The sequence below is a fragment of the Pseudomonas brassicacearum subsp. brassicacearum genome, from assembly GCF_008801605.1.
In the GTDB taxonomy this organism is placed as follows: domain Bacteria; phylum Pseudomonadota; class Gammaproteobacteria; order Pseudomonadales; family Pseudomonadaceae; genus Aquipseudomonas; species Aquipseudomonas brassicacearum.
In genome coordinates this window covers 67,398-86,415 of sequence record NZ_VZPJ01000019.1, presented here as the reverse complement: position 1 = coordinate 86,415, position 19,018 = coordinate 67,398, and the positions used below count along the sequence as shown (strand labels likewise).

The window sequence follows — 19,018 nt, the reverse complement described above, 5'->3', positions numbered from 1 at the left end:
TTCACAAGGGCCTGTTCATCCGTGGAGCGGATACTTAGTAGTTGAAAGTCTTGACCAGCAACAGATCGCCAATGGCGCGCAGGGGCACGACAAAGGTCTCGCGTTTTTCATTGACGGTGTTTTCGTTGAGCACCAGGTTGATCTGCGAGGTGATCACCTCGTTCTCGTTACTGGTCTCATCGAAGTTGTAGCCACCGCTGCCGTAGTTGCCCCAATAGTTCACGTAGACCAGGTAGGTGCCGTGCATCGGCGCGGTCATGGTGAACATTTCAGGGCCGGGGCCATCGACGCCATCCGGGTCGAGACCACCGCCGTTGCTCAGCGCCGGTTGGCCGAAGAACGCATGTTGGCCGTCGGGTGTGACGATATGCAGATCGAGTTCGGCCTTCGGATCGTCCCAGCCCAGCACCACGCGGATCTGCGCCGGGGTGCGCAGGTTGTTGGCTTCATAGAATTGCACGCGCTTGAGGGACTGGCCTTCTGAGCTGCGCACCTCGACGCTGTTGGAGCCGGCGCCGAACGCATACGGCCGGGCGAAACGGCCGTCGTCGTCGGTATAGAGATTCAGTGGATTGCCGTTGACCGCCAGGCTGTGGGGCTGGCGAGCCGTGCCCATGGCCTTGAGCCGGCCCTCGATCATTGTGCGATTGCGCTGCACGCCCCGGTCGATGGGCGGTGTGGGATAGGCGACTTGCGGGTTTTCGGTGCGATCAAGCAAGCCGCTGTAGCGCCAACCGCCCACCGGCTCCGACATCTCGGCAGAAGGCTGCGCCCACGCCAGCGGCGCGCCCATCAGCACGATCAATAAAGAAAGAAAACGCACGTATGCCTCCTGCCATGCACGACGCAACCCGGCGCCAATCCTCAGCGCGCTTGTCATTATTCAGGTTTCGTCTGAAGGCCCCGTCGCAAGGGGGCCGTAGATGGCGCGAAGGTTAGCGATTCGGCGGATTATTAACAATCGGGGAACGCACGATTCTGTGTGGGAAATCACGTACTGAGGGGGGCGTGAGCCGAATAGAGGGTCTATTCGGCTCACAAAATGAGCCGAATAGCGCTATTATTCGGCTCATTCATCTTTGGACAGGCGCATGACACCCCATTGGATCTGGCAACAGCCCGACTGGCCCGACTTCCGCTGGCAAGCTGAAGCATTGGCCCCCCTGCTACGCGAATGCGTGCAGACACAAGGTCAATTGCTCGGAATGACGGGCGCGGTCACGGCTTCGCTCAGTGCCCAGAACGAACTGGATGCCTTGCTGCAAAACATCGTGACCTCTTCGGCTATCGAAGGAGAACAATTGAATGTCGGCTCGGTGCGCTCGTCCCTCGCTCGCCGCCTGGGCCTCGAGCACGTCGACGACACGCCGGTCAACCAACGCAGCGAAGGCTTGGCGAACCTGTTGCTGGACGCGACCCGGCACTTCAACCAGCCCCTGACGGTCGAACGCTTGCTGGAATGGCACGAGTGGTTGTTCCCTGATCAAACAAGCGACCTTGCCTATCGACAGATCCGCGTAGGCGCGCTGCGCGGTGACGAACCGATGCAAGTGGTTTCGGGCAGGCTGGACCGACCTATCGTTCACTTCGAGGCGCCGCCTCGCCAGGGCCTTGAACAGCAATTGCAAACGTTCGTCGACTGGTTCGAAGCCAGTCGCCATCAGGTCAGCCTCGATCCGCTACTGCGTGCCGGCATTGCTCATTTCTGGTTTGTTACTCTGCATCCATTCGACGATGGCAATGGTCGCCTGACCCGCACCCTGACCGATTTGGCATTGGCCCAGGGTGAGGCTCAGGCGATCCGTTTCTACGCCATGTCCGTGAGCATCCTGGACGACCGCGCCGGTTATTACCGAATCCTGGAAAACAGCCAGAAAGCCACGCTGGATATCACCGGCTGGCTGACTTGGTTCCTGCAGACACTGTTGCGCAGCCTGCATAAAGCGATGACACAGATCGAAAGCGTGCTGGGCAAGACCCGGTTCTGGCAGGCCCATCGCGCTTCGGCACTCACGCCTGAACAGTCCAAAGTGCTGAACCGGTTGCTCGATGGCGGCGAAAAAGGCTTCGGGCAGGGGATCAGCGCCACTCAATATCAAGCCGTGGCCAAGGTCTCCAAGGCGACAGCAACGCGACACCTGGCGGAACTGCTGGAGAAAGGTTGCCTGGAGCGGATGCCCGGCGGCGGGCGCAGCACCCGTTACCGAATAAACTATCCCGCTGATTGAGATCATTTGTGGCGAGGGGATTTATCCCCTCGCCACAGGTTCCGACATCCTTGCTGATCGGGGTGACGCCCGGCGGTCCTGATTTGCCCCAATACCCCATGTCTGCTAGTGTCGCGCCGGTTTAACAGTCAACCGGAATAGCCGCCATGGCCCGCAAAAAAGCTGCACTGGATTTCGAACAATCTCTGGCCGACCTGCAAACGCTGGTCGAACGCCTGGAGAACGGCGAATTGTCGCTGGAAGACTCGCTGACCGCCTTCGAGCAAGGTATCGGCTTGACTCGTGACTGCCAGGCAGCGCTGGCCCAGGCCGAGCAGAAGGTGCAATTGCTGCTCGAACGTGACGGTGAGCTGACCGAAGAGCCTTTCGACGCGGAACAGCCTGAATGATCGGCGCCTATCAGGCCAGCAGCCAGGCCCGGGTCAATGCTGCACTGGAGACGTTGTTCAGCGCCCCGAGCCCGGAGCTGGCGCGCCTGTACGAAGCCATGCGCTACAGCGTGATGAACGGCGGCAAGCGTGTGCGGCCGCTGTTGGCCTACGCCGCGTGCGAAGCCTTGGGCGGCCAGGCCGAGCAGGCCAACGGCGCCGCCTGTGCGGTGGAGTTGATCCACGCGTACTCGCTGGTGCACGACGATTTGCCGGCCATGGACGACGATGACCTGCGGCGCGGCCAGCCCACTACTCACAAGCAATTCGACGAAGCCTGCGCGATCCTGGCCGGCGACGGCTTGCAGAGCCTGGCCTTCACCGCCCTGTTGGATCCAGCCCTGAGCGATTGCCCGGCGCAGGTTCGCCTGGACATGGTCAGCGCCCTGGCGCTGGCGGCAGGCCCTGCCGGAATGGTCGGCGGCCAGGCCATCGATTTGGGCTCAGTGGGCCTGAAGCTGGACCAGAGCGCCCTGGAATACATGCACCGGCACAAGACCGGCGCCTTGATCGAGGCCAGCGTCCGGCTCGGTGCCCTGGCCAGCGGCCGGGCCACGCCCGCCCAGTTGCAAGCCTTGCAGACCTACGCCCGAGCCATCGGCCTGGCGTTCCAGGTGCAGGACGACATCCTCGACGTCGAAAGCGATACCCAGACCCTGGGCAAACGCCAGGGCGCCGACATCGCCCGCGACAAGCCAACCTATCCGGCCCTGCTCGGCCTCGACGCCGCCAAGGCCTACGCCCTGGAGTTGCGCGACCAGGCGCTGGCCGCGCTGCGACCCTTTGACGCGGCGGCCGAGCCGTTGCGCGACTTGGCGCGCTATATCGTCGAACGACGCAGCTGATACAGGGTCAACCCATTCATAAGTGCGTATCGGCCAAGTTCCGGCCTACGCGTGGGCAGCTTGCGATGCATAAGGTAAACTGCCGCCTCTTTCTATACCTATAACGATTCGCCTGATGCCCACGACGTTTCAAGAGATTCCCCGCAAGCGCCCGACCACGCCCCTGCTGGACCGCGCCAACACGCCGGACGGCCTGCGTCGCCTGGGTGAAGCCGAGCTGGAAACCCTGGCCGATGAGTTGCGCCTGGAGCTGCTCTACACGGTCGGCCAGACCGGTGGGCACTTCGGCGCGGGCCTGGGCGTCATCGAGCTGACGATCGCGTTGCATTACGTGTTCGACACCCCGGACGACCGGCTGGTGTGGGACGTTGGGCACCAGGCCTACCCGCACAAGATCCTTACCGGTCGTCGCGAGCGTATGGGCACGCTGCGCCAGAAGGACGGTATCGCCGCCTTCCCGCGCCGCTCCGAGAGCGAATACGACACCTTTGGCGTCGGCCACTCCAGCACCTCCATCAGCGCCGCCCTGGGCATGGCGATTGCCGCACGCCTGCAAAACAGCGAGCGCAAGGCCATTGCCGTGATCGGCGACGGCGCACTGACCGCGGGCATGGCCTTCGAGGCGCTGAACCACGCGCCGGAAGTCGACGCCAACATGCTGGTGATCCTCAACGACAACGACATGTCGATCTCGCGCAACGTGGGCGGGTTGTCCAACTACCTGGCGAAGATCCTCTCCAGCCGCACCTACGCCAGCATGCGCGAAGGCAGCAAGAAAGTGCTGTCGCGCCTGCCCGGCGCCTGGGAAATCGCCCGCCGCACCGAAGAATATGCCAAGGGCATGCTGGTCCCCGGCACGCTGTTCGAAGAACTGGGCTGGAACTACATCGGCCCCATCGACGGCCATGACCTGCCTACGCTGATCGCCACCCTGCGCAACATGCGCGACCTCAAGGGGCCGCAGTTCCTGCACGTGGTCACCAAGAAAGGCAAAGGCTTCGCCCCGGCGGAAGTCGACCCGATCGGCTACCACGCCATCACCAAGCTCGAACCCCTGGACGCTCCGGCGGCCGCGCCGAAAAAGGCCGGTGGACCGAAATACTCCGGCGTCTTCGGCCAATGGCTGTGCGACATGGCCGCCGCCGACCCGCGCCTGGTGGGCATTACCCCGGCGATGAAGGAAGGCTCGGACCTGGTGGCCTTCAGCGAACGCTACCCGCAACGCTATTTCGACGTGGCAATTGCCGAGCAGCACGCCGTGACCCTCGCCGCCGGCATGGCCTGTGAAGGTGCCAAGCCGGTGGTGGCGATCTATTCGACGTTCCTGCAACGGGCCTACGACCAACTGATTCATGACGTCGCGGTACAGAACCTCGACGTGCTGTTCGCCATCGACCGCGCCGGCCTGGTGGGCGAAGACGGCCCGACCCACGCCGGCAGCTTCGACCTGTCGTTCCTGCGCTGCATCCCCGGCATGCTGGTGATGACCCCGAGCGACGAAAACGAGTTGCGCAAGATGCTCACCACCGGCCACCTGTTTAATGGCCCGGCGGCAGTACGCTACCCGCGTGGCACCGGCCCGAACGCGACGATCTCGACCGACCTCGAGCCGATCGAGATCGGCAAGGGCGTGATTCGCCGCCAGGGCAAGCATACCGCCCTGCTGGTGTTCGGCGTGCAACTGGCCGAAGCCCTGAAAGTCGCCGAGACCCTGGACGCCACCGTGGTGGACATGCGCTTCGTCAAACCCCTCGACGAAGCCCTGGTGCGCGAGATGGCCGGCAGCCACGACCTGCTGGTGACCCTCGAGGAAAACGCCATCATGGGCGGCGCCGGTGCGGCGGTCAGCGAATTCCTGGCCCGGGAAAACATCCTCAAGTCGGTGCTGCACCTGGGCTTGCCGGACAGCTATGTCGAACACGCCAAGCCGGCGCAGATGCTCGCCGAATGTGGGTTGGACGAGGTGGGAATCGAAGCGGCGGTGCGCCAGCGGTTGCTGTTGCTGGGCCTGTAAGTTCAGCCCACACAAGCCCCTGTGGGAGCGAGCTTGCTCGCGATAGTGGAAGATCAGTCAATAAACCCATTGGCTGACACACCGCTATCGCGAGCAAGCTCGCTCCCACATTGGTTTTGTGTGAATCAAGCATGATTGGAACCCCATGAAACTCCGCCTCGCCCTCACCCTCTCCCTGCTACCCACCCCCGACCTGCTGGCCGACACCTTCGAGCGCGACCAGGCCCTGAAGCTGCCCGACATCGTGATCAGCGCCAACCGCCAGGTCGAGGCCCGCAACGACAGCAGCGCCGCCAACACGGTGTTCACCCGCGAGGACATCGAGCGCTTGCAACCGACCAGTGTCACTGACTTGCTCAGCCGTGTGCCAGGCGTGCAGGTGGCACCACTGGGTGGGCGCGGCAGCCTTCCGGGGATTTACATTCGCGGCACCAAATCGGCCCAGAGCCTGGTGCTGGTGGACGGTCAGCGCATCGGCAATGCCACCTCCGGCGACAGCAACCTGCAACGCCTGAACATCAACCAGATCGAGCGCGTGGAAGTGCTGCGCGGTTCGCGTTCGGTGATCTACGGTGCCGATGCGGTGGGTGGGGTGATTCAGATTTTCACCCGTCGCGGCAACGAGCAAGGTCTGCAACCGCGCCTGCATGTGGGCGTTGGCAGCCACCAGACCTGGGAACGCAGCCTGGGCCTGTCCGGCGGCGACGACCAGACCCGCTTCAACCTCGGCGCCAGCCTCGACGAGAGCGCTGGAAGCAATCGGACCCGCGAGTCCTATGCCAGCGACCGCGACGACGATGCCAACCGCAACCAGTCTTTCAGCCTGAGCCTGAGCCATGCCGCCAGCGATGACCTGGAAGTCGGCCTGAACGTGCTGGATAACCGCGGCAAAAGCGAATACGACAACCCGTTCGGCCGCTTCGACCCAGCCACCTTCGAATCCCTGCCCCAGCAACCCTACAGCGAGTTTGCGGTGAGCAGCTTCAGCACCTATGTGGACGGGCGAATCAACGAGGCCTGGAAGTCACGCCTGGAACTGGGCCACAGCGAGAACCGTGAAAAGACCTTCGACAAGCTCAGCGACGTCCGCGAAGTCTTTAACACCTACCGCGATTCAGTGACTTGGCAGAACGACGTGACGCTGGACGAGCGCAACAGCCTGATCGTCGGCGGTGACTGGTATCAGGACCGGGTCAACAGCAGCACGCCGTTCGACGAAGACAGCCGCTGGAACCGTGCCGCGTTCATCCAGCATCGCTTCCAGGCCGAAACCTTCTCCACCGAACTGGGCCTGCGTCGCGACCAGAATCAGCAATTCGGCGGCCAGAACAGTTGGAGCGGCACGCTCACTCTACCAATCAATCCGGACAACGACGTATTGCTGACCTACAGCGAAAGCTTCCGCGCCCCGACCTTCAACGATCTGTACTACCCGGACTTCAGCAACCCTGACCTGAAACCCGAAACGGCAAAAAGCTACGAGCTGCAATGGCGCAGCCAACTGAGCGAGAGCGCCCGCCTGGAGACCTCGCTGTACCGCACGGACCTGGAAGACGCGATCATCTTTGGCAGTAACTCACGTCCACAGAACGTTGCCTCGGCGCGGATCAACGGTTTTGAGATGGCCTACCTGCAGGATGTGTTCGGCTGGCAGGGCAACCTGGGCCTGGCCATCATCGACCCACGTGACCGCGACAGCGGCCACACCCTGGCCCGCCGCGCCCGGCGGACCTTGAGCCTGGACCTGGACCGGCAATTCGGCCGCCTGGGCCTGGGCGCCACCTGGCAAGCGGTGAGTGGCAGCTATGACGATGAAAACAACCGCCATGCCCTGGGCGGCTATGCCCTGCTCGGGTTGCGCGGCAACTGGTCGCTGACTCGGGAAGTGAAGCTGGAGATGAAGGTGGATAACCTGCTGGACAAGGGTTACAGCCGGGCGCTGTATAGCCATGAGGGTCAGCAGTATGGGTATCAGGAAGAGGGTCGGACCTGGTTGTTTGGGGTTACTTGGACCCCCTCTCTCTGATCCAGAACCTGTGGTGCCTGGACTGACCTCATCGCGAGCAAGCTCGCTCCCACAGTTGATCTTCAGTGGCCACAGGTTTTGTGTTCACAACAAAATCCCATGTGGGAGCGAGCTTGCTCGCGATTGCAGGCGCCACGGTCTAACGATCTGGCGCAATCAACTCGCACAACCGCGCCGTCGCCTCGATCATCTGTCCACTGGGCCGCTCCAGCCCCTTGTCATTGACCAGCAACAACCGCCCCTGCGCCACCGGCCAGGTTTTCCAGGCGTCGAGCTGCGCCTGTTCCGTGGCGAGGATGACCTGCGGATTACGTTGCAGCACCGCTTCCACACTCACCTGCGGGGCCGGCACGCTCAGGTCGGCAAAGACGTTGCGGGCCCCGCACACCGCCAGCGCATCACTGATGATCTGGCCGCCCCCGATGGTGTACAGCGGCCGGTCCCAGACCTGGTAGAACACCGGCAACGGCGGGTCCCGTCGATAGCGCTGGCGTAACGCCGCAAGACGCACACGCAACTGCGCCGCCCGTTGCACGCCCCGCTCCGGGCGGCCGAGCTGCGTGGCAATGTCTTCAATTTGCACGATGAGTTGGTCGAGGCTGCGGGGCTCGGCGACATAGACAGAAATGCCCAAGCCCTTGAGCTGCTCGCGCTGGGCCGGGCCGACACTGCCGGGCCAGAGCAGGAGCAGGTCGGGCTGGAGGCTGAGCAAGCGCTCCATGTCCAGCTGGCCGTAACGGCCTACGGAAGGCAGGTCTTTAAGGATTGGCGGACGATCACCGCCATCCAGCACGCCCACCAAGAGGTCGGCGGAGCCCAGCTCAACGACGATTTCCGACAGCGACGGCGCGAGGCTGACAACCCGCGAAGCCGCCATCGTCGAGGCGCTGACGGCCAGCAGCAAGACCGCCAGCCAGCGGTTCATCAGCCGAGTTGGCGCGGGATGCGGTACAGGTAGAACAACACGGCGGTCGACAAGGCCAGCAGCATCAACGGCACCGCCTCCAGGCCAACGAACACCGCAAGGGCACCGACCCAGGCCGGTAGCCCGGCCACCAGGAAGGCGGCGCGACGACGGGCCGCCAGGTCAATCCAGGCCTGGGGTTCTTCGGGCGTGTCGAGGGCTTTCTGGGTGGCGATCAGGGCTTGCTTGTACGGCCCGAAGAATCGCAGGCTGACGAACATCGACGCCATGCCGGCAATGAACAACGGCATCGCCAGCACCGGCAGAATCGCTTCGCCCTGGCCGAACACCGCGTTGATCACGAACAGTGGCAGCAAGGCCAGGGCCAGGTATTTCCACCAACTGACGGACAGCCGCCGCCGGACCTGACCGCGCGTCACGCCCGGTCAACCTCGCCTTGGTGCTCGTTACCCATCATGTGGTCGAGCTTGCTGGCCTTGGTCGCCAGGTAGAGTTTGTTGTGGGGGTTGTGACCGGTGTGCAGCGGCACACGCTCGGCCACCACGATGCCCATGTCGGTCAAGGCCTTGACCTTGCGTGGGTTGTTGGTCATCAACCGCAGGGACTTGATACCCAGGTGTTCGAGCATCGGCAGGCAAATGCTGTAGTCCCGCAGGTCGGCCGCAAAGCCCAGGCGTTCGTTGGCCTCCACGGTATCGGCGCCGCCATCTTGCAGTTCATAGGCGCGGATCTTGTTCAACAGGCCAATGCCACGACCTTCCTGGCGCAGGTACAGCAACACGCCACGGCCTTCACGGGCGATGGCCTGCAGCGCGGCCTCGAGTTGCGAACCGCAATCGCAGCGCTGGCTGAACAGGGCGTCGCCGGTCAGGCATTCGGAATGCAGGCGGCCCAACACCGGAGAACCGTCGGTAAAATCACCCAGGCTGAGCACGACGTGCTCGCGGCCGGTGGCCTCATCGAGAAAACCATGCATGGTGAATTGCGCAAACGGCGTTGGCAGCTTGGAAGCGGCAACAAAAACGACAGGCACCGGTGTGCTCCTGATCTAGTACTGGAGTTTCGCAGAGGCGGGCATTGTAACAGCACGCTCCTGTAGACGCTTAGGCTGAATTGTCGGCCATAACCATCGAAAAGTTTGATTACGGCTTCGGTGGATTGCCATTCTCGTCGAAAGGATAGGGTTGCTTCCAGCGTTCGAAAATCGGTTTCAACTCGCCGCTCTTCACCAGCACTTCCATGCGTCGGTCGAACAGCGCACGCAACGTACGGCCGTTTTCGTTGTTGGCGAAGCCCAGGTACAGCGGCAAATTGATCAGCGGCGAAAGTTTGAATTGCTTGGGATCGTCGGCCTTGGCGAGCACTTCTTCGATTTCCATCGATGCATCGATGTAAAAGTCCGCTCGCTCATGAATCAGCATCGGCAAGATACCCACCGACCGGTGAATCTCATTGAAACGCCGGATGTTGGGCAGGTAGTTGTTGTATTCGTAGCCGCGCATCCATACCAGCCGATAGCTGCCAATCGTCGCCAGCGTCGGTGACGGCTTGGACGCCAGCCCCAGAGCATAGATGTGATCGACGTCATAGTGCCACTTCGGGTAAAGCACGCCTTCGGACTCATCCCGATAGGCACCGACCTGCACATCGACCTCGCCGCGCTGCACCAACCCGATTGAGCGGGTGTAGGGCACACTGCGGATCTCCAGCTTGACGCCTTCAGGCTCGAACACTGCACGCAAGATGTCCCAGCCCATGCCCTGGCCATCGGCCTGGGTGTAATCGGCCCACTCTTCGCTGGCCGCACGGATCTTGTCAGGCAGCGGAGCCGACTCGGCCACCCTTGCACCCACACAGGCTCCTAAACACAGCAACAGCAGTAGTGCGCGGCTTACGCCCATGCCTGACTCCCTCAGGTGAAACACCACACCAATCCTTGCATTGCCAGCCAGGCGAAAACCCCGGCCAATACATCATCGAGCATGATGCCGACACCTCCGTGTACGTGCCGGTCGATCCAGCGGATCGGCCACGGCTTGAGGATATCGAAGAAACGGAACACCAGGAAACCCGCCAGCAACCAATACCAGCCTTCCGGTACCAGCCACAAGGTGATCCACATGCCGACCATTTCGTCCCAGACGATGCCTTCATGATCGTGCACCCGAAGGTCGTCCGCCACTTTGCCACACAGCCAGAAGCCAAACAGCATGGTGATGCCCAGCATCAACCAGTAGCCCCAGTCCGGCAACATCTGCCACAACGGTATGAAGGGTAGCGCAACCAGCGAGCCCCAGGTGCCCGGGGCTTTAGGCAAAGTACCCGAACCGAAGCCAAATGCCAGGAAGTGCCAGGGATTGCGCCAGACCGAAGGCGGAACGAATTCTGCCGGGACCTGGTTGGGATGATCTGTCACGGTGTCTCCCGAAAATGTTGATAGCCCCGCACTGGCGGAGTGATGTCGTGCCCGACGCTGTCGACCAGCGTGACGCCTTGCCCGGCCAGTACGCTGCCGATCACGTGGATCGGCCAGCCGGCGGCCTGCAACGTCGACAACCGGTTCGGTGGCACGGCGAATAACAGCACGTAATCGTCACCGCCGCTCAGGGCCACCTGCTCGGCATCCGCCCGGCCAAGAAACGCTACCAGAGCGTTGGACAACGGCAGTCGGTCCCGTTCAACCTGCAAGGCCACCCCGGACGCCAGGGCGATATGCCCGCAATCGGCCAGCAGGCCATCGGAAATATCCATCGCCGCACTGGCCTTGCCACGCAATGCCAGGCCCAGGTCGATCTGCGGACGTGGCGACCAGTAATGGGCCAGCAACAGCTCGACAATCGCAGGTTCGGCGCTGCGCTGGCCGAGCACCAGCGGCAGTGCGCCAGCGGCAGTGCCCAGCTCGCCGCCCACACACAGCAGGTCGCCGGGCCGTGCGCCGCTACGGGTCAGGGCCTGGCCGGACGGCACGTGGCCGAACACGGTCATGGTCAGGCTCAGGGGCCCACGTGTGGTGTCCCCACCCACCAGCGCCACGCCACAGGCCTGGGCCATCTGGTTCAAACCGCGGGCATAGGCTTGCAGCCAATCGGTGGTCACCGTCGGCAAGGTCAGGGCAAGGGTAAAGGCGTAAGGGTTGGCGCCCATGGCAGCCAGGTCGCTGACCGCCACGGCCAGCGAGCGCTGGCCGAGCAGGAACGGGTCGCACGGGTCTGGAAAATGCACACCGGCCACGAGCGTGTCGGTGGACACCGCCAGCTGTTCCCCGGGAGGAACGGCCAGCAAGGCGCAGTCGTCGCCAATCCCCAGCGCAACGCCCTCGCCGCCCTGCGCACAAGGCGCGGCAGCGAAGTAATTACGGATCAGCTCGAACTCACCCATGCGGATATCAAGCGCTGACTAGCGCTTGAACGCCTTCACTTCAGCTTCACGCAGACGTGGGGCGAGCTTGTCGAGCACACCGTTGACGAATTTGTGGCCATCGGTGGAACCGAAGACTTTCGCCAGCTCGATCCCTTCGTTGATCACCACGCGGTACGGTACGTCGACGCGCTTGAGCAGTTCCCAGGTGGACAGGCGCAGCACTGCCAGTTCAACCGGATCCAGCTCTTCGATGGTCAGGTCCAGGCAAGGCGTGAGCGCGGTGTCGATTTCAGTCTTGAACTGCGGGACCCCGTGCAGGATCTCGCGGAAGTAAGCGCCATCAACATCACTGAAGTCGTTGTCGACCCGAAACTGCGCTTCGATCTCGTTCAGCGATTGCTTGGCCATGTGCCATTGATACAGCGCCTGGGTCGCGAGCTGACGAGCTTCGCGACGCTTGACGCTTTTCGACGGCTTGCCGGCATCCGCAGGCTTTGGATCGCGCGGGTTGAAACGATCGCTTTCGTCGCTAATCACTTGGCCTCCAACTGCGCCAGCAGGCTGACCATTTCCAGGGCGGACAGGGCAGCTTCGGCACCTTTGTTACCGGCCTTGGTGCCGGAACGTTCGATGGCTTGCTCGATGGAGTCAACGGTCAGTACGCCGAAAGCGACTGGCACGCCGAATTCCATGGACACCTGGGCCAGGCCCTTGGTGCACTCGCCGGCCACGTATTCGAAGTGCGGAGTACCGCCACGAATGACCGCGCCCAGGGCGATGATCGCCGCATATTCGCCCTTTTGAGCGACTTTCTGCGCAACCAGCGGAATTTCGAAGGCGCCAGGGGCACGGATGATGGTGATGTCGCTTTCGCTCACGCCATGGCGAACCAGGGCATCGACCGCACCGCCAACCAGGCTCTCGACCACGAAACTGTTGAAACGGCCCACTACCAGAGCGTAGCGGCCTTTGGGGGCGATGAAGGTACCTTCGATGGTCTTCAGGGTCATTCGTCAGATCTCTTAAAGAGCCGGAGCACGTTCTATAACGCGCTCCTCAGTGATATTAGCCACGAATACAGGGCCGGAAAATCCCGGGCTATTATTCGGAGGGCACGTATTCTACAACTTCCAGATCGAAACCGGATATCGCATTAAATTTCATCGGCGCGCTCATCAGGCGCATTTTACGCACGCCCAAGTCACGAAGGATCTGCGAACCGGCACCGACAATGCTGTAGGTGGTCGGTTTTTTCACCGCCGCCTGGTCACCGGTTTCACGGATGTGCGCCAACAGCACGTCGCCATCGAGCGGGTGACCGAGCAGCAGCACCACGCCGCTGCCGGCCTCGGCCACCGCAGCCATGGCGGCCCGCAGGCTCCAGCGACCGGGTTGCTTGACCATCAGCAGGTCACGCAGCGGGTCCATGTTGTGCACGCGCACCAGGGTCGGCTCTTCGGCGCACACGGTGCCCAGGGTCAGCGCCATGTGCACGTCGCCTTCCACCGAGTCGCGGTAGGTCACCAGGTTGAACTGGCCCAGTTCGCTGTCCAGCGGCTGCTCGGCAATCCGCTGAACGGTACGTTCGTGGATCATCCGGTAGTGGATCAGGTCGGCGATGGTGCCGATCTTGATGTTGTGTTCGGCGGCGAAGGTTTCCAGCTCCGCACGACGGGACATGGTGCCGTCGTCGTTCATCACTTCGCAGATCACGCCGCTGGGTTCGAAGCCCGCCATGCGCGCCAGGTCGCAGGCCGCTTCGGTGTGGCCGGCGCGAGCCAGGGTGCCGCCAGCCTGGGCCATCAGCGGGAAGATGTGGCCGGGGCTGACGATGTCTTCGGCCTTGGCGTCCCGGGCGGCAGCGGCCTGCACCGTGCGCGCGCGGTCAGCGGCGGAGATACCGGTGGTGACGCCCTCGGCGGCCTCGATGGACACGGTGAACTTGGTGCCGAAGCCCGAGCCGTTGCGCGGCGCCATCAGCGGCAGCTTCAGCAGCTCGCAGCGCTCGCGGGTCATCGGCATGCAGATCAGGCCACGGGCGTGCTTGGCCATGAAGTTGATGTGTTCGGCCTTGCAGCACTCGGCGGCCATGATCAGGTCGCCTTCGTTCTCGCGGTCTTCGTCATCCATGAGGATGACCATCTTGCCTTGGCGGATGTCTTCAACCAGTTCTTCGATGCTATTGAGCGCCACGCGGCACCCCCTTGGGTCAGGATTTGAGGTAGCCGTTGGCGGCCAGAAAACTTTCAGTGATGTTACCCGCCCGCCGCTGTGAAGAGTCAGACTCTGCGGCCTTGTCTCCCATAAGCAGGCGCTCCAGGTAACGGGCCAGCAAGTCGACTTCCAGGTTGACCCGGCGACCTGGCCGGTACGAGGCCATGATGGTTTCGCTCAGGGTGTGGGGAATGATCGTCAGCAGGAATTCGGCGCCATCCACCGCGTTGACCGTCAGGCTGGTGCCGTCGACGGTGATCGAGCCTTTGTGGGCGATGTACTTGGCCAGTTCCTTCGGCGCGCGGATGCGAAACTCCACGGCCCGAGCGTTATCAGTGCGCGACACCACTTCACCGACGCCGTCCACGTGGCCGCTGACCAGGTGCCCGCCCAGGCGAGTGGTGGGGGTCAGGGCTTTTTCCAGGTTGACCGGGCTGCCGCTCTTGAGGTCGTTCATGGCCGTGCAGTCGAGGGTTTCGCGGCTGACGTCCGCCAGGAAACCGTTGCCTGGCAATTCGACGGCCGTCAGGCACACGCCGTTTACCGCGATGCTGTCGCCCAACTTGACGTCGCTCAGGTCGAGCTTGCCGGTTTCGACGTAGACCCGCACATCGCCGCCCTTGGGGGTGAGTGCACGGATGCTGCCGATGGATTCGATGATGCCGGTAAACATGGAGTCCTCCTCGAGAACAGGCCGCCGCTTGCGCGAAAGCCGGGAATTATACGCTCGCCTGCGCAACGGGAACGGCGATGACTCGCCAGTCATCGCCCACGGCGCGGATTTCGGTGATTTTCAACTGCGGGGCGTCTTTCATCTGCGCCAGCGGCCAGTCCAGCAGTGGCCGCGCCGAAGAACCGAGGAACTTGCCGGCGATGAAAATCTGGAACTCGTCGACCAGCCCTTGCCGGGCAAAAGCCCCCGCCAGGCGAGGACCGGCTTCCACCAGCACCTCGTTGACGCCACGGCCCGCCAGTTCCACCAGCAGGCGATACAGATCGACCTGGCCGTCATCGCCCGCCACGATCATGCATTCGGGACCGTTGGCGTACTGTTCTTCCACCGCCATGCAGGTAGCGACCAACGCCGGGCCGGCTTTGAAAAACGCGGCATCCAGCGGCACCCGCAGACGCCCGTCCACCAGCACCCGCAGCGGAGGACGGCTCATGATCAGCGCGGTCTGCTCGGCATCGAGCCCCAGTTCATCGGCGCGCACGGTCAGCCGGGCGTTGTCCGCCAGCACCGTGTCGGCGCCGGTCAATACCACGCTGGCCTGGGCGCGCAGGCGTTGGACCGCCGAGCGTGCGGCCGGGCCGGTGATCCATTGGCTTTCGCCGCTTTCCATGGCGGTGCGGCCATCGAGGCTCATGGCGAGCTTGACCCGCACGAACGGCAGGCCCTGCTCCATGCGCTTGAGAAAACCTTCATTGAGCTTGCGCGCTTCGCCCTCCAGCACGCCGCTTTCGGTGGCGATGCCGGCCTGGGCCAGCCGTTGCAGGCCACGCCCGGCGACTTCCGGGTTGGGGTCCTGCATCGCCGCCACCACCCGCGCCACGCCGGCGTTGACCAACGCATCGGCACACGGCGGCGTACGCCCGTGATGGCTGCACGGCTCAAGGGTCACGTAGGCCGTGGCGCCGCGGGCCTGTTCGCCAGCGGCGCGCAGGGCATGGACTTCGGCATGGGGCTCGCCGGCGCGGATGTGCCAGCCTTCGCCGACAATCTGCCCGTCACGCACGATCACGCAACCGACCCGGGGATTGGGGTGGGTGGTGTAGTGACCGCGCCGCGCCAACTCCAGGGCACGGGCCATGTAGTGGGCGTCGAGGATGGCCTGCTGCGCCGAGGCGGTCATTCTTTCACCGGTTCGCGGGCCAGGCGGTCGATTTCTTCGCGGAACTCGTTCAGGTCCTGGAAGCGCCGGTACACCGAGGCGAAACGGATGTAGGCGACTTCATCGAGCTTCTGCAGCTCGGCCATCACCAACTCACCGACCACCAGGGATTTGACCTCGCGCTCGCCGGTCGCCCGCAGCTTGTGCTTGATGTGCACCAGCGCCGCTTCCAGGCGCTCGACGCTCACCGGGCGCTTTTCCAGGGCGCGCTGCATGCCGGCGCGCAGTTTTTCTTCATCGAACGGCTGGCGGCTGCCGTCGGTTTTGATCAGGCGCGGCAACACCAGTTCAGCGGTCTCGAACGTCGTGAAACGTTCGCCGCAAGCCAGGCATTCGCGGCGGCGGCGGACTTGTTCGCCCTCGGCGACCAGTCGCGAGTCGATGACCTTGGTGTCGTTGGCACCGCAGAAGGGACAGTGCATGGTGGCAGGCAACAAAAAAAGGGAGGGCCATGGTAGCGCATCCCACTGGCAAGACAAGCCATAGGGTTTACGGTATACAGACGGGCCTACCGTCAGATCCATGGAATTCACCTTGCTGGAGCCACACATGCCGCTACGATCGCTCGTTTTGCTCAGTCTTTTCAGCCTGCTGATGGCGTGCAGCAGCGACGCCCCCAAGCCCGCGCCCCCCGCCCCGGCCCCAGCGCCGAAACAGGCCCAGGAAAAAGCCCGCCAGGCGGCCGAACTGGGACCTCTGCCGGCGTATCAGCGCGAATTGAGCGGCACCTTGCAAGGCGTGCCGGCCGGGGCCGAGGTCGAACTGGCGTTGCTGGTGATCGATGACAAGGACCGCCCACAGCAATTGCTCGCCAGCTCCAGCCTGATCGGCACCAACCAGGCCCTGCCCTTCCGCCTGCGTTTCAACCCCGATGCCTTCCCGGTCGGCGCCCGCGTCGAACTGCGCGGCCGCGCCAGCCAGTCAGGCCAGTTGATCCTGCACCTGCCGGAGCAACGCATCGGCCAACCGACCACCCAGGCCCTGGGCACCCTGCAATTCGTCAAAGCGCCATGAGTGCACCGCAAGACCTGCAACGGGCGTTGAGTGAATTACTCGGTGACGCGCGCCTGGTGGCCTGCCCGCTACCCGGCGCTGACTTGAAGTTGTGGCTGATCGACGGCGACAACATGGACCGTGCCTTCAGCCCGGAAGAAACCCGCCGCATTCTCCACGAGCCGCCCTATTGGAGCTTCTGTTGGGCCAGCGGCCTGGCGATGGCCCGCTACCTGGCCGAACAGCCGCAGTGGGTCGAGGGCAAGCGCATATTGGATTTTGGTGCCGGTTCCGGCGTGGCGGGCATCGCGGCGGTCAAGGCCGGGGCGCTGGAAGTGGTGGCCTGCGACCTTGACCCGCTGGCGATTGCCGCGTGCCAGGCCAATGCCGCACTCAATGGCGTGGAGCTGGGTTATTCGACGGACTTCTTCGCCGAGGCTGATCGCTTCGACCTGATCCTGGTCGCCGATGTGCTCTACGACCGGGCCAACCTGCCACTGCTCGATCAATTCCTCAGCCGTGGCCGTGAGGCGTTGGTGGCCGACTCTCGGGTACGGGATTTCCAGCATCCGCTGTACAGACGCATCGACATGCTCCAGGCCATGACCTTGCCGGACCTGGCTGAGCCTGAAGAGTTTCGGCATGTGAGCCTGTACCACGCGCGGCGCTAGCCTTAAAAGCATCGCGAGCAAGCTCGCTCCCACAGGGGTCGCCTGAACACTTGAGATCCCTTGTGGGAGCGAGCTTGCTCGCGAAGGCGTCCTATCGGACACCACAAGACGAAAGACCTCCCCGGCTTTCAGCCACCCCCACCAAGCCGTATAGTTGCCCCATTCAAGCGCTCTACGAGATTGCCCATGACTCAGGAAACGCCCTACATCTTCGACGCCACCACCGCCGATTTCGACCAGTCGGTGATCGCGAACTCTTTCCACAAACCGGTGCTGGTGGACTTCTGGGCCGAATGGTGTGCGCCGTGCAAAGCCCTGATGCCGATGCTGCAAACCATTGCCGAGAGCTATCAGGGCGAACTGCTGCTGGCCAAGGTCAACTGCGACATCGAACAGGACATTGTCGCCCGCTTCGGCATTCGCAGCCTGCCAACGGTGGTGTTGTTCAAGGACGGCCAACCCGTCGACGGTTTTGCCGGCGCCCAGCCGGAATCGGCGGTGCGGACCATGCTCGAACCCCATGTGCAGATGCCGCCTCCGGCTGCCGCCGACCCATTCGAACAGGCCCAGGCGCTGTTCGACGACGGTCGTTTCGCCGACGCCGAAGCCGTGCTCACGGTATTGCTGGGTGAAGACAACACCAACGCCAAGGCCCTGATCCTGTATGCCCGCTGCCTGACCGAGCGCGGTGAGCTGGACGAAGCGCAGACCGTGCTCGACGCGGTGAAAAGCGACGAGCACAAGGCCGCCCTCGCCGGCGCCAAGGCGCAGATCCAGTTCCTCGGCCTGGCCAAGCACCTGCCGGACGCTGCCGACCTCAAGGCGCGCCTGGCGAAAGACCCGCAGGACGATGAAGCGGTGTACCAACTGGCGATCCAGCAACTGGCACGCCAGCAGTACGAAGCGGCCCTCGATGCACTGCTCAAGCTGTTCATGCGTAACCGCAGCTACAGCGAAGGCTTGCCCCACAAGACCTTGCTGCAAGTGTTCGAACTGCTGGGCAACGATCATCCGCTGGTGACGACTTATCGGCGCAAGCTGTTTGCGGCGTTGTATTAAGCCTCAGCCCCAACCCAGCTATAGAGCGGCGTATCGGCGCCGCTCAGTACCTTGACCTCGGCACAGTGGCGCAAGCGCACCAACAGGCGCTTGCCCGCCGAGGCGCTGCCGCTCAGGCCTTCGAGCTGTTCCAGCAAGTCCGGGCCGCTCAGTTGCCCGGCCTTGCGCAGCAGTTCCTTGGCAATCTGCCACTGGGCATCGTCCTGACTCACTGGATTGGCCACCGGTTTGGTCGCCGGTACCGCCACACCTTCTGACTTGGCCACTTGCAACTGCGCGCCGAGCTGCGCCCAGTCGCCCTCATCCATTTCGATCGACAAGTCCACCGGCCAATCGCCGACGGTTCCGCGTATCCGCAACATC

22 protein-coding genes are annotated in these 19,018 nt (G+C 63.3%); 8 read left to right on the top strand and 14 right to left on the bottom strand.

Annotation, left to right across the window (positions count from 1 at the left end; translation table 11 throughout):
* Positions 1-34 precede the first annotated feature (34 nt).
* Complete coding sequence (locus tag F7R20_RS28710; RefSeq protein WP_049798063.1) at positions 35-793, bottom strand: YfaP family protein; 759 nt, start codon at positions 791-793, stop codon at positions 35-37.
* A 298-nt stretch (positions 794-1,091) separates the two neighbouring features.
* On the opposite strand from F7R20_RS28710, the gene F7R20_RS28705 reads away from it, so the two are divergent.
* From F7R20_RS28705 to F7R20_RS28685, 5 genes are all read left to right on the top strand, one after another.
* Entirely contained in the window at positions 1,092-2,228 is a 1,137-nt protein-coding gene (locus F7R20_RS28705) for a Fic family protein (RefSeq protein WP_003206003.1), read from the top strand.
* Positions 2,229-2,374: 146 nt separating this feature from the next.
* Positions 2,375-2,617, top strand: a complete 243-nt coding sequence (locus F7R20_RS28700) for an exodeoxyribonuclease VII small subunit (protein ID WP_003185917.1) — start codon at positions 2,375-2,377, stop codon at positions 2,615-2,617.
* Positions 2,614-3,501: a (2E,6E)-farnesyl diphosphate synthase gene (gene ispA, locus F7R20_RS28695; RefSeq protein ID WP_003206005.1), complete on the top strand. Its 888-nt coding sequence runs from the start codon at positions 2,614-2,616 to the stop codon at positions 3,499-3,501. The genes F7R20_RS28700 and ispA overlap by 4 nt, the downstream gene beginning before the upstream one ends.
* Positions 3,502-3,616: 115 nt before the next feature.
* Positions 3,617-5,515: a 1-deoxy-D-xylulose-5-phosphate synthase gene (dxs, locus tag F7R20_RS28690; protein WP_003206006.1), complete on the top strand. Its 1,899-nt coding sequence runs from the start codon at positions 3,617-3,619 to the stop codon at positions 5,513-5,515.
* 145 nt (positions 5,516-5,660) lie between these two features.
* A complete protein-coding gene (locus tag F7R20_RS28685; RefSeq protein WP_003206008.1) occupies positions 5,661-7,541 on the top strand; it encodes a TonB-dependent receptor domain-containing protein in 1,881 nt (626 codons plus the stop codon).
* A gap of 139 nt (positions 7,542-7,680) precedes the next feature.
* On the opposite strand, the gene F7R20_RS28680 is transcribed toward F7R20_RS28685, so the two are convergent.
* The 12 genes from F7R20_RS28680 to nrdR all read right to left on the bottom strand — a co-directional run bounded on the left by F7R20_RS28680 (position 7,681) and on the right by nrdR (position 16,354).
* Positions 7,681-8,466, bottom strand: a complete 786-nt coding sequence (locus F7R20_RS28680) for a cobalamin-binding protein (RefSeq protein ID WP_003206011.1) — start codon at positions 8,464-8,466, stop codon at positions 7,681-7,683.
* Positions 8,466-8,885 carry a hypothetical protein gene (locus tag F7R20_RS28675; protein WP_003206013.1) on the bottom strand — a complete coding sequence of 140 codons (420 nt, stop codon included), beginning with the start codon at positions 8,883-8,885 and terminating at the stop codon, positions 8,466-8,468. Before F7R20_RS28675 ends, F7R20_RS28680 begins: the two co-directional genes overlap by 1 nt.
* A complete protein-coding gene (gene ribA / locus F7R20_RS28670; protein ID WP_003206015.1) occupies positions 8,882-9,499 on the bottom strand; it encodes a GTP cyclohydrolase II in 618 nt (205 codons plus the stop codon). Before ribA ends, F7R20_RS28675 begins: the two co-directional genes overlap by 4 nt.
* A gap of 109 nt (positions 9,500-9,608) precedes the next feature.
* Entirely contained in the window at positions 9,609-10,367 is a 759-nt protein-coding gene (locus F7R20_RS28665) for a substrate-binding periplasmic protein (RefSeq protein WP_027912096.1), read from the bottom strand.
* Between the two features lie 11 nt (positions 10,368-10,378).
* A complete protein-coding gene (locus F7R20_RS28660; RefSeq protein WP_003206020.1) occupies positions 10,379-10,882 on the bottom strand; it encodes a phosphatidylglycerophosphatase A family protein in 504 nt (167 codons plus the stop codon).
* The gene (gene thiL, locus F7R20_RS28655; RefSeq protein ID WP_003206023.1) at positions 10,879-11,844 is read right to left on the bottom strand and encodes a thiamine-phosphate kinase; all 966 of its coding nucleotides are present in this window, start codon (positions 11,842-11,844) and stop codon (positions 10,879-10,881) included. Before thiL ends, F7R20_RS28660 begins: the two co-directional genes overlap by 4 nt.
* Positions 11,845-11,862: 18 nt before the next feature.
* On the bottom strand, positions 11,863-12,363 hold the full coding sequence (gene nusB, locus F7R20_RS28650) for a transcription antitermination factor NusB (protein WP_003185935.1): 501 nt from the start codon (positions 12,361-12,363) through the stop codon (positions 11,863-11,865).
* On the bottom strand, positions 12,360-12,836 hold the full coding sequence (ribH, locus tag F7R20_RS28645; RefSeq protein ID WP_003206025.1) for a 6,7-dimethyl-8-ribityllumazine synthase: 477 nt from the start codon (positions 12,834-12,836) through the stop codon (positions 12,360-12,362). The genes nusB and ribH overlap by 4 nt, the downstream gene beginning before the upstream one ends.
* A 91-nt stretch (positions 12,837-12,927) precedes the next feature.
* Positions 12,928-14,019 (bottom strand): bifunctional 3,4-dihydroxy-2-butanone-4-phosphate synthase/GTP cyclohydrolase II, encoded by a 1,092-nt coding sequence (ribBA, locus tag F7R20_RS28640; protein WP_003206026.1) that lies wholly within the window; start codon positions 14,017-14,019, stop codon positions 12,928-12,930.
* Between the two features lie 16 nt (positions 14,020-14,035).
* Positions 14,036-14,713, bottom strand: coding sequence for a riboflavin synthase (locus tag F7R20_RS28635; RefSeq protein WP_014340443.1), 678 nt, complete (start codon positions 14,711-14,713; stop codon positions 14,036-14,038).
* A 46-nt stretch (positions 14,714-14,759) separates the two neighbouring features.
* A complete protein-coding gene (ribD, locus tag F7R20_RS28630) occupies positions 14,760-15,893 on the bottom strand; it encodes a bifunctional diaminohydroxyphosphoribosylaminopyrimidine deaminase/5-amino-6-(5-phosphoribosylamino)uracil reductase RibD (RefSeq protein ID WP_003206031.1) in 1,134 nt (377 codons plus the stop codon).
* Positions 15,890-16,354, bottom strand: coding sequence for a transcriptional regulator NrdR (nrdR, locus tag F7R20_RS28625; protein ID WP_013694316.1), 465 nt, complete (start codon positions 16,352-16,354; stop codon positions 15,890-15,892). The genes ribD and nrdR overlap by 4 nt, the downstream gene beginning before the upstream one ends.
* Positions 16,355-16,481: 127 nt before the next feature.
* Here nrdR and F7R20_RS28620 point away from each other — a divergent pair, with 127 nt between their 5' ends.
* The 3 genes from F7R20_RS28620 (at position 16,482) to trxA (ending at position 18,655) form a co-directional block, all read left to right on the top strand.
* Entirely contained in the window at positions 16,482-16,946 is a 465-nt protein-coding gene (locus F7R20_RS28620) for a YbaY family lipoprotein (protein WP_003206033.1), read from the top strand.
* Positions 16,943-17,596, top strand: a complete 654-nt coding sequence (locus F7R20_RS28615) for a class I SAM-dependent methyltransferase (protein WP_003206035.1) — start codon at positions 16,943-16,945, stop codon at positions 17,594-17,596. The genes F7R20_RS28620 and F7R20_RS28615 overlap by 4 nt, the downstream gene beginning before the upstream one ends.
* A 186-nt stretch (positions 17,597-17,782) precedes the next feature.
* Positions 17,783-18,655: a thioredoxin gene (gene trxA, locus F7R20_RS28610; protein ID WP_003206037.1), complete on the top strand. Its 873-nt coding sequence runs from the start codon at positions 17,783-17,785 to the stop codon at positions 18,653-18,655.
* Here trxA and F7R20_RS28605 read toward each other — a convergent pair.
* Positions 18,652-19,017, bottom strand: coding sequence for a hypothetical protein (locus F7R20_RS28605; protein ID WP_003206039.1), 366 nt, complete (start codon positions 19,015-19,017; stop codon positions 18,652-18,654). The two genes, trxA and F7R20_RS28605, sit on opposite strands and share 4 nt — an antisense overlap.
* Position 19,018: the final 1 nt, after the last annotated feature.